At 61.7% G+C, this 8,871-nt stretch carries 13 protein-coding genes; 5 read left to right on the forward strand and 8 right to left on the reverse strand.

Features of this window, described 5'->3' with window-relative positions; genetic code table 11:
• On the reverse strand, positions 1 to 211 hold a 211-nt coding region (locus KBZ15_RS12725), incomplete at its 3' end, for a hypothetical protein (RefSeq protein WP_255015560.1).
• Positions 212 to 315: 104 nt separating this feature from the next.
• Between KBZ15_RS12725 and KBZ15_RS12730 the strand changes: the two genes are divergently transcribed.
• Genes KBZ15_RS12730 through gorA form a run of 3 tightly spaced genes read left to right on the forward strand, consistent with a single transcriptional unit; the run spans position 316 to position 2,713 of the window.
• On the forward strand, positions 316 to 843 hold the full coding sequence (locus tag KBZ15_RS12730; protein WP_255015573.1) for a rhodanese-like domain-containing protein: 528 nt from the start codon (positions 316 to 318) through the stop codon (positions 841 to 843).
• Positions 844 to 892: 49 nt separating this feature from the next.
• A complete protein-coding gene (locus KBZ15_RS12735; protein WP_255015562.1) occupies positions 893 to 1,345 on the forward strand; it encodes a hypothetical protein in 453 nt (150 codons plus the stop codon).
• 3 nt (positions 1,346 to 1,348) lie between these two features.
• A complete protein-coding gene (gene gorA / locus KBZ15_RS12740) occupies positions 1,349 to 2,713 on the forward strand; it encodes a glutathione-disulfide reductase (RefSeq protein ID WP_255015563.1) in 1,365 nt (454 codons plus the stop codon).
• Between the two features lie 41 nt (positions 2,714 to 2,754).
• Here gorA and hemN read toward each other — a convergent pair whose 3' ends face one another.
• The 7 genes from hemN to KBZ15_RS12775 all read right to left on the reverse strand — a co-directional run bounded on the left by hemN (position 2,755) and on the right by KBZ15_RS12775 (position 8,116).
• Positions 2,755 to 4,131 (reverse strand): oxygen-independent coproporphyrinogen III oxidase, encoded by a 1,377-nt coding sequence (hemN, locus tag KBZ15_RS12745; protein WP_255015564.1) that lies wholly within the window; start codon positions 4,129 to 4,131, stop codon positions 2,755 to 2,757.
• A gap of 45 nt (positions 4,132 to 4,176) precedes the next feature.
• Positions 4,177 to 4,356 carry a hypothetical protein gene (locus tag KBZ15_RS12750; protein ID WP_255015565.1) on the reverse strand — a complete coding sequence of 60 codons (180 nt, stop codon included), beginning with the start codon at positions 4,354 to 4,356 and terminating at the stop codon, positions 4,177 to 4,179.
• The gene (locus KBZ15_RS12755; protein WP_255015567.1) at positions 4,334 to 4,984 is read right to left on the reverse strand and encodes a biliverdin-producing heme oxygenase; all 651 of its coding nucleotides are present in this window, start codon (positions 4,982 to 4,984) and stop codon (positions 4,334 to 4,336) included. The genes KBZ15_RS12750 and KBZ15_RS12755 overlap by 23 nt, the downstream gene beginning before the upstream one ends.
• Positions 4,985 to 5,008: 24 nt before the next feature.
• Positions 5,009 to 5,743 carry a long-chain fatty aldehyde decarbonylase gene (locus KBZ15_RS12760; RefSeq protein ID WP_255015568.1) on the reverse strand — a complete coding sequence of 245 codons (735 nt, stop codon included), beginning with the start codon at positions 5,741 to 5,743 and terminating at the stop codon, positions 5,009 to 5,011.
• Positions 5,740 to 6,534: a fatty acid desaturase gene (locus KBZ15_RS12765; RefSeq protein WP_255015574.1), complete on the reverse strand. Its 795-nt coding sequence runs from the start codon at positions 6,532 to 6,534 to the stop codon at positions 5,740 to 5,742. Before KBZ15_RS12765 ends, KBZ15_RS12760 begins: the two co-directional genes overlap by 4 nt.
• Before the next feature lie 86 nt (positions 6,535 to 6,620).
• Positions 6,621 to 7,646: a magnesium-protoporphyrin IX monomethyl ester (oxidative) cyclase gene (acsF, locus tag KBZ15_RS12770; RefSeq protein WP_255015569.1), complete on the reverse strand. Its 1,026-nt coding sequence runs from the start codon at positions 7,644 to 7,646 to the stop codon at positions 6,621 to 6,623.
• Complete coding sequence (locus tag KBZ15_RS12775) at positions 7,643 to 8,116, reverse strand: hypothetical protein (RefSeq protein WP_255015570.1); 474 nt, start codon at positions 8,114 to 8,116, stop codon at positions 7,643 to 7,645. Before KBZ15_RS12775 ends, acsF begins: the two co-directional genes overlap by 4 nt.
• Before the next feature lie 150 nt (positions 8,117 to 8,266).
• Between KBZ15_RS12775 and KBZ15_RS12780 the strand changes: the two genes are divergently transcribed.
• Together KBZ15_RS12780 and KBZ15_RS12785 are read left to right on the forward strand one after the other, a co-directional pair.
• Positions 8,267 to 8,572 carry a helix-turn-helix transcriptional regulator gene (locus KBZ15_RS12780; RefSeq protein WP_255015571.1) on the forward strand — a complete coding sequence of 102 codons (306 nt, stop codon included), beginning with the start codon at positions 8,267 to 8,269 and terminating at the stop codon, positions 8,570 to 8,572.
• The coding region (locus tag KBZ15_RS12785) for a pentapeptide repeat-containing protein (RefSeq protein WP_255015572.1) at positions 8,572 to 8,871 on the forward strand (300 nt) is incomplete at its 3' end. The genes KBZ15_RS12780 and KBZ15_RS12785, both read left to right, overlap by 1 nt.

Raw genomic sequence — 8,871 nt, forward strand, 5'->3', positions numbered from 1 at the left:
ATGGCGTACTTGTCAGTAGGTCCATTGAGGCAATGATGATCTTGCTGGTGGTGCCAGCATCCATACAAACAGCACGCGTAAGCTGCTGACGGTTATATGCGGTCATGAGATTGGCTTGTTGTGCATGGGCGCTCATTCCGGCACCGCCGATCAAGGAAACCGCAAGCAATCCCAGATTCGAGAATTTCAATTTCTCAAGCGACAGAATCAATCAACCTACCATCGCAAGCTAAAAATTGGGCGCGACAGGGCCCCATTGGGGCGTTTCTGCCCTTTATGCGGCTATAGTCATATAAGTGAGAGCAGTACTAAGCCATTGCCCAAGCAACCAGCCAGCGCATCACCGTTCACGACCTGGCCCAGCAGTTGGCTGAGCAGCGGGTCAAGGTGGTCGACGTGCGCGAACCAATGGAATACGCCGGTGGCCATATCGCCGGCAGCCTGAACGTGCCCCTCTCGCGCATCACCCAGGCCAACCTGCCCCAAGGCCCCCTGGTGCTGGTGTGCCAGAGCGGCAACCGCAGCACCAGGGCCCTGACCCAGCTTCTGCAGCAGGGCCATCCCCATCCCGTGGTCGACCTGGAAGGCGGCGTTCCGGCCTGGCAGCAGGCCGGGCTGCCGGTGCGCAAGCTCCAAAACGCGCCCCTACCCCTGATGCGTCAGGTGCAGATCGCCGCCGGGTCCCTGGTGCTGCTTGGACAAATTCTCAGCCATGCCCTAGCCCCAGCCTGGATCCTGCTCAGCTGGTTCGTGGGAGCAGGGCTGGTATTTGCCGGTGTTAGCGGCTTCTGCGGCATGGCCAGGCTCCTGGCGGTGATGCCATGGAACCGGGTGAGGGCCTAGGGAAAGAACTAGCCGACCTGCCCATCCACCAACCCTTTCCCTTGCCTCCATGCCTGAGCAGAACGAACGCAATTTCCAGTTCAGGCTTCGCAGCAGCCATCGAGCACCGGAGTACCAAACCAGCAACCTGGTGGTGGAATTCCTCGCCGATAGTGGCCTATGGGAGCCCCAGCAACTCAGCATCACCATGCCGGGCTTTCGGCTCTATCTGATTTCACTGTTGCTCTGTCAGCACTTCTACCTGGTGGCCAATGCCAATGAGAGGCAGATCCCCCTGCAGCAGGTGGATGCAGACTTTGAGGTGACAACCAGCAGCGATTGGATCGTGAGCTCCGTGGTGGGCGATTTCCGAATTCGCATCGAGCAGCTGGCTGCAGGCGAGTCTTCCCAGCCCAGCACCGACTCCATCGCCTTTCTGGAGGAGCGGATGAAGCTCTGCCCCATATCCCGCAATCTGCCCGACAGCGTAATAAAGAACATTCACCTCTCCGCGCTCGCCTGATCCATGCAAGTCCCTTTTGACCTGATCGTGCTCGGTGCCGGCTCCGGCGGCCTAGCTGCAGCCAAACGCGCCGCGCTCCACGGTGCGCGGGTGGCGATCGTGGAGGGTGACCGGGTGGGCGGCACCTGCGTAATCCGCGGCTGTGTGCCGAAGAAATTGCTCGTGTACGGCTCGGCCTACAGGCACCTGCTGGCCGACGCACCTAGCTACGGCTGGAAAATCAACGCAGTGCAACCTGATAGCGCCACCCTCCTGGCCAACGTGCGGGCTGAGGTGGATCGGCTCAACACACTGCACATCGGCTTGCTGGAGAAGGCCGGAGTGGAGCTGCTGCGGGGCTGGGGACGCTTCAGCGGACCCACGAGCCTGATGGTGACGGCGGCAGATGGCAGCGAGCAGGAGCTCCACGCCAAGCGGATCCTGATTGCTGTGGGCGGCCGGCCCCATCGCCCCGAGATCCCCGGCGCCGAATTGGCCTGGCTCAGCGACGATCTATTTGAACTGGAGCGCTTCCCCGAACGGGTGGTTGTGGTGGGTGCCGGCTTCATCGCCTGCGAATTCGCCGGCATCCTCAATGGCTTAGGCGTGCAGGTGACCCAGCTGGTGCGCGACGATCACCTGCTGCGCGGCTTCGACCGCGAAGCCAGCGAAGCGGTGCGCGCCGGTATGGAGGCAGAGGGCGTCGAGATCCGCTTCGCCCACTCCCCAGCGGCGATCACCGGCCAGTGCGCCCCCGGCGAACTCAGCGTCACTACCCAGAGCGGCGAGTCGATCGCCTGCGGTGGCGTGCTGCTGGCCACCGGCCGCAGGCCTTTCCTGCATGGGCTCAACCTGGAGGCTGCCGGCGTGGCCGTGGAGGGCTACCGCATTCCGGTAGATGGCGACCAGTGCACCAACGTGGCCGGCATCTATGCGGTGGGAGATGTCACAGACCGCATCAACCTGACCCCAGTTGCGGTGGATGAGGGCCGCGCCTTTGCCGACACGGTATACGGCCACAGGCCACGCCAGGTAGACCACAGCCTGGTGGCCAGCGCGGTATTTGCCCAGCCGGAGTTGGCCAGCGTGGGGCTTACCGAAGAACAGGCAATCGAGCGCTTCGGCATCGATGGAATCAAGCTGCACCGGGCCCGCTTCCGCCCGATGAGTCAGGCCCTGCCGGCCAGAGGTCCCAAGGTGTTGCTCAAGCTGATCGTGGAGACCGCCAGCAACAAGGTGCTTGGCTGCCACATGGTGGGCGAACACGCCGCTGAAATCATCCAGATGGCAGCGATCGCCATTGGCATGGGAGCCACCAAGGCCGACTTCGACCGCACCATGGCCCTGCATCCCTCAGTGGCAGAGGAATTCGTGACAATGCCTAATTAAAGTGCCCAATTAAAAGTGTCCCTTCTGGCCCTTATGGGGCTTCAGATCAGGCGTGAGCCGCGGGCCTGCTGCCGCTGAAGCGGATCCAGCACTGCAGCAATACTGCGCAGGAGCCAGCGGCCTTCGGGGGTCACAGAAGCCGTACCAATCCCCTTGGATTCCCTCAGGTTGACCAAGCCATCGCGAGCCAGGGCCTGGAGGTCTAGCCATTCCTGGGGATAGCGATGTAAGGGGAGGTCAACCTGGAATTGACACATCACCTGCTTGATCAATGAGCGGCGCTCAAGTAGATCGGGATCATCCACCACCAGGCCCCGCTCCGTAGGCAGGCAACCCGAGCCTAAGGCTTGATAGTAGGCCTTGAGGTCGCGATGATTCTGTGAAAAAAGGCCTGGAAACTGACTGATTGCTGTAGGGCCTACCCCCAGCAGATCCAGGTCACCACCTGTTGTGTAGCCCTGAAAATTGCGATGCAACGTTCCTGCTCGGGCTGCCTCCGCCAAGCTGTCGCCATTAAGGGCGTAATGGTCCAGACCAATCGCTTCATAGCCATTGGCGCAAAACTGATCTCTGGCTACCTGAAGCATGGCAAGTCGCTCCCGGGGGCTGGGCAGATCAGCCGCTTCTATCTTGCGCTGGAGCGGTAACTGCTCCGGTAAATAGGCAAAGGAAAACATCGAAATACGATCGGGCCCCCGCTTGCAAACCAAATCCAGGGTGGCCTGAAATCGGCTGATTGTCTGCAAGGGCAAACCACAAATCAAATCTACGTTTATGCTTTCAAAATCAGCCTCCCGCAACCAGGCCATGACCCGACATAACTGGTCAACTGGCACCACCCGATTGACCGCCTTCTGAACTTCTGGATCTGCATCCTGGATGCCAAAGCTGATGCGGTTAAAGCCAAGCCTACGCAACTCCATGGCCTGATCACGAGAGACGAACTCAGGGTTCAGCTCGATCGACGCCTCCAGCTGGGGCGCGAGATCAAAGTGCTGCTCAATCAACCCCCACAACGTCGCCATTTCCGCGTCATTGAGGTAATTGGGAGTGCCCCCGCCTAGGTGCAACTGGGCCAGGGCTCGGCGCTGGGGCATGGCGGCAGTCACCAGCTGGAGCTCCTGGGCCAATGCCGCCAGATAGGGAGCAACCACCTTCGAACCCAGTTGGGTGGTGACCCGATTGCAGCCGCAATACCAGCAAGCGTGGCGACAGAAGGGCACATGCACATATAGCGATAGGGGCTCGTTACAGGGCTCTGCCAACTGTGCTTTCAGCTGAGCGTTGCCCACTGCTGAACTGAAGGCTCCAGCTGTGGGATAACTGGTGTAGCGAGGAACGGGTTTGTCGTACTTGAGCAGTAACTCAATCGGCGTAAGCCGCGTTGACGTCGTGGTGTCAGGAGCGGGGGGCAACATTTGTAAATACAAGCCAGGATGGGAAGGGCGCAGCAGCCCCAGGATTCAGGGTTGGGGCAAATCGGCCAGTTCCGCCAACAGGCGCTGAGTAGCAGCGAAAGCCAATTCGGCTTCACTCAACAATTCCTCCTCTTCAGCTGTCGAAAGATCGAGCTGCTCAAAAGCGTCGTGCAGGGATTGCTTGAGTTCAGCGGTGGAACGTTCAAAACACCAGAAGGGCACCACGAAAAATTCGAAAACCTGCGGGGGGCAGCCCATGAGACTCATTCCCTTGACTACTCATTATTGTCGAGCCGTCACCGCAACAGGTAATTTTTCGTGGTGCCCAGAAGTCCAGAGCGGGCAGCTGATGGCTCTCCAGAATGGCGTTGGCATGGGCGGCCAGCTGTTGCCCGCCCGAGAGGTCGCCGCCGTAGCGCACATAGACATGGGCCATCAGGCGATGGGGGGCCTGCTGGGCCAGTACCCGCAGCTGCTCCAGCCAGATGGCTGCCGCCGCCGAAGGAGGCGTGGCTGGCAGCGTCGCCAGCTGGGCACAATCGTGGGCCAAAACTGCGGTTCTGGCCAGGTGCGGCCAAGGCGCAGCACTGGCCCCGAGGGCCGCAGCCGCCTCAGGCAGCTGTTGCTCTAAAAATGCATAGGGCGCCCCCAAGGCCCGAACCAACGCCGCCAACTGCAAGGGGCTGACCTGGTCATCGAGCAAGGCTTTGGCAAATGGCATGCCCTCGGCTTGGTGATGGGCACGACCGATGCGGGCATGGAGCTTGCGCACCCGCGGACCGAAGCCCTCACGGAGAGCAGCATCGGCCTGGTCGGCGTGGTCTGAGATGGGCTCAGCCTGGGGGGAGTGCATGGAGGGAGTTGCATTTGAATAACGCTAGCATAGTTTCGTTGTAGCGCTCTTGCTTGTCGCCCTGGCCATCGGAGCGGAGGCCGCAGCAGAAACAATCAGGCGGCTCGCTGTTTTGGCGTCGTAGCCGACCGTTTCAAGGCAGGACTGGAACAACTCAAAGAAGCTGGCCACCAGGTCGAGCGGATCCATCCCAATGGCACGCATGTCGGGAGCAACGGCCTGCAGGATTGCTGTGGTGACGGGCAGAACCTTGCGGCAGCTGGAGCTCATGGCCGGCTCCAGTTCAGGAAAGCGGGATTTCAGCCAAGACTCGGCGTAATTCAGGTGCTCCGCCTCATCCTTGAGAACACGGGCAGTAATGGGGCGTGCATAGGCATCGGCCACCGGCAGGTAGTGGCGATAGGCCGCCACGGCGAAACACTCCACCACCAACCCCTGGATCACCAGGCATCCCGCCAGGTCACCAGAGCGATCGCACTCCAGGAACAAATCATGTAGCGGGTCGAAAAGCTGTTTGGCCAGTAGCAGATCTGGCTTGATGCCGAGGTGGTGGCCACAGCCAATGAACTCACGGGCATGGCGCCCCTCCATGGCAGCGAGGCGCAGCAGCTCGGGCCCGTCTGCTGGGATGGCCTTGGCCAGCAGCCGAAAATGGCGATCGGCCAAACCTTCACCAATCACAACCACACCATTGATGCGGCTGTAGGCATCGAGATAGGCAGGAGAAGTGATATCTGCAATGGCAATGGAAAGTGTCATTGAGATGGAGAGTGGAGGGGGGCAGCCAGGCGAATTCGACGGGCCAGACCAAGCCGGCCCAGCATCTGGATGTGCCACCAGGTGAGATCGAGCTCCCACCAGCGAAAGCCCATGCGGGCACTACTGGGGTAGGCGTGATGGTTGTTATGCCAGCCCTCACCGAAGGTGAGCAGGGCCACCCACCAGTTATTGCGGGAGCTATCACCGCTCCTATGGCTCACGTAGCCCCACCGATGGGTGGCTGAATTGACCAGCCAAGTTGCGTGATATACAAACACCAGGCGGAGGGGAATGCCCCAGAGCACAAGGGCCCAACCACCCGCTCCGCTCGCCTGACCCAGCCCATAGAGAGCCGCCGCCAGGGGCAACTGCAGCAGCAGAAAGTTGCGGTTTAACCAGCGGTGGTAGGGAATCTGTTGGAGGTCGGGGGTGAGTTGGCGCACATACTGCTTGGCTGGCACGGTGTGCAGCATCCAGGCGAAGTGGCTCCACCAGAAGCCGAGATGACTGTTGTGGTGGTCAGCTGGATCGTCGGAGTGCAGATGGTGATGGCGATGCAAGCCCACCCAGTCGATCGGACCGTGCTGGCAGCTGAGGGCACCGCAGGTAGCGATAACCAGCTCAAGCCACCTGGGCACCTGAAAAGCTCTGTGGGCCAACAGACGGTGATAACCCAGGGTCACCCCCACACAGGCGGTGAGCCAGTACAGCCCCAAAAGGACCAGCAGTGCTGTTGGGCTCCAGAAGCGTGGCAACAGGGCGACCAACGCCAGGGCATGGATCGCCACCATGAACAACACCGTTCCGGCGCTGAACGGCAAGCGTCCAGGCACCACCTTCACCCCCTGCTTAAGGGCGGGCAGGGAGATGGCCGCCCTCACGCGATTGCCCCAGAGGATGGCACCATCGGCTGGCTGAACTGGCGAAACAGCAAGCCTGCAAAGTGGGCCTTCAGGCCGAGAGACTTCAGCAACCGTGCAGGGCTTGCGGGCTCCTCCGCGCTGGATTTGATAGCCCGGAACACCTCCACCAGCTGATCACGCAGCTCGAAATAGGCGCGGCCCTCCAGATCGAACACCACCGGAAAAGCACGGCGGGCTGTGCGGTTGGTGTTGCGCATCACCTCTTCATCGAAGCGGCTCGGATCCATGCCCAGCAGCTTGTAGAAGTTGCCCCGCTCACACACCGTCAGGCTGTGGGTGAGAAACACACTCCACAGGAAGATGCGACTCAGCAGCCGGCCACGCAGTCCCTGCCGCAACCCCGGCCAGCAGCGCAGAAGCATATTGAAGATGTCGCCGTGGCGGTTCTCGTCCTGGCACCAGGGCTCAAAGAAATCAAACAGGGGGGCGAAGGCATTTTCCGGATGGGCCTTGAGATGGCGATCGATGAGGATATAACGCCAGTAGCCGAACTTCTCCGATAGATACACCGAATAGAGCACCCAGCTCAGCAGAAACCAGGTAACTGGCCGCTTGACGCTCAAGGCCGGCAGATCGATCTCAATGCCCTCGGCAACCAGGGCCCTGTTGAGGAAGCCAGCGTGGCGGGCCTCATCGCGGGCCATCAAATTGAAGAGGCGGCTCAAGTCCAGGCGGCCTGCCTTCTGAAGCTGGCGCGAGAGCTCCTTGAACAACAGGAAGCCGGAAAACTCCGACACGCAGCTGCGCACCAGGTAGCTCTCGTAGGCATCTTTCTCCTCGCTATTGAGACCACGCAGCCGATCGAGGGGAACCTTGCGATCGAAGTGATGGCGGTTGTAATCGGCTTCCATTTCGTTGAGCATCGCCTCGAAGACGGCGCCCTGCCCCTCGAGATCGGTTTTGGCGGCCTTCTCAATTTCGGTTGTGTAGAAACGCGGGGTGAGCAGGTCTTCGCGCAGGTGGGGTGCGGTGCTGGTCATCGTTTGGTGGGGGTGACGAGGGTGGCGGCGCGGGCATAGGCGATGGCATCGGCACCGCGACGATGGCCGTGGAACCACTGCTGGAGATCCATCAACCAGGGGAGCCGGCTGCTCCTCAGTTTTTCGACGACCGCCCAGCGGGCAGCGGCCGCAGCGATGGCCTCGCCGTGGGCAGCCCGATGGCTTGGGCAAAGACAGCCGCACTGGCCGAGCCAGCGCTCCTCTAGCCGCAAATGCAGGCGCACCCCCCGCAACAACAGCTCGCAGTCGCGGCAATCCGCCAGCAGCTCTATGGCGCTGCGCTCCGCATCGACCAGACAGTGGCGATCCACCAGATCGGCGAGCAGGGCCTCGAGGCGGTCATGCTGGCGCTCCAACAGGACCTCCCGCTGGGGCCAAGGCCCCAGCCACACCGACTGGGGCGAGGTGGCTGGCGGCGCGGGACAAGTGGGCGCGAGGGAAGCGGTCAAAACAGAAAAGGCAATATCCAGAGCACAGCATAACGTCATCGTGATACACGTGAAATGCCGTAGCTGGATTTCGCGGTGATCCGCTAGCGAGAGGATGGGTTAGGCTTATGGCTGGCCATCCCCCGGCCACCTCCCTCGCCGATCCACCGCATGGAAGCCCTGGCCGAATACTTCAAGGTGTTCTCCGAGCCAAACCGGCTGGCGGTGCTCGAGGCCCTGCGGGGCGGTCCCCTCAACGTCACGGCAGTGGTGGAGGCCACGGGGCTCAGCCAGGCCCTGGTGTCGAAACACCTCAAACTGCTCACCATCGCCGGAGTGGTGCAGCGCCGGCCCGAGGGCTCTCTGGTGTTTTACGAGGTGATCGACAAAGCAGTGTTCAAGCTTCTGGGCCAAGCCGAGAAGCTGCTGCTGGCCACCCGACGCCACCAGCTCGACGCCCTCGCCGCCATCCTCTGATGGCCGGCGGCGAGGGGTCTCCGCAATCGCTGGAGGAGCTGAACAGCGCCCTGGCCGCTGGCCAGCGCCAATTTCCAGGCTTGCGGTTGCGGGATCTCGACGGGGTGGATCTGGACCTATCCAACTGCGATCTGCGCGCCAGCTGCTTCAAGGAGGCCCGCTTCGGCCGGGCGCGCTTCCACCGGTCCCAGCTCGAGGGCTGCCGCTTCCAGCAGGCCTTGCTGTGGGGGGCTGACCTCTCGGAAGCCCAGGCCCAGCGCTCCTTCTGGCATGAGGCCGACCTCTCCGGCTCGCGGCTG

Origin of the sequence: Cyanobium sp. BA20m-p-22, assembly GCF_024346275.1 — a bacterium.
Lineage (GTDB): Bacteria > Cyanobacteriota > Cyanobacteriia > PCC-6307 > Cyanobiaceae > Cyanobium_A.

Coding starts and splice junctions, on each gene's coding strand:
- gorA (WP_255015563.1), top strand. CDS start 1,349: ATGCAAGTCCCTTTTGACCTGATCGTGCTCGGTGCCGGCTCCGGCGGC.
- KBZ15_RS12780 (WP_255015571.1), top strand. CDS start 8,267: ATGGAAGCCCTGGCCGAATACTTCAAGGTGTTCTCCGAGCCAAACCGG.
- KBZ15_RS12760 (WP_255015568.1), bottom strand. CDS start 5,743: ATGACACTTTCCATTGCCATTGCAGATATCACTTCTCCTGCCTATCTC.
- hemN (WP_255015564.1), bottom strand. CDS start 4,131: ATGTTGCCCCCCGCTCCTGACACCACGACGTCAACGCGGCTTACGCCG.
- KBZ15_RS12755 (WP_255015567.1), bottom strand. CDS start 4,984: ATGCACTCCCCCCAGGCTGAGCCCATCTCAGACCACGCCGACCAGGCC.
- acsF (WP_255015569.1), bottom strand. CDS start 7,646: ATGACCAGCACCGCACCCCACCTGCGCGAAGACCTGCTCACCCCGCGT.
- KBZ15_RS12735 (WP_255015562.1), top strand. CDS start 893: ATGCCTGAGCAGAACGAACGCAATTTCCAGTTCAGGCTTCGCAGCAGC.
- KBZ15_RS12765 (WP_255015574.1), bottom strand. CDS start 6,534: ATGGTGGCGATCCATGCCCTGGCGTTGGTCGCCCTGTTGCCACGCTTC.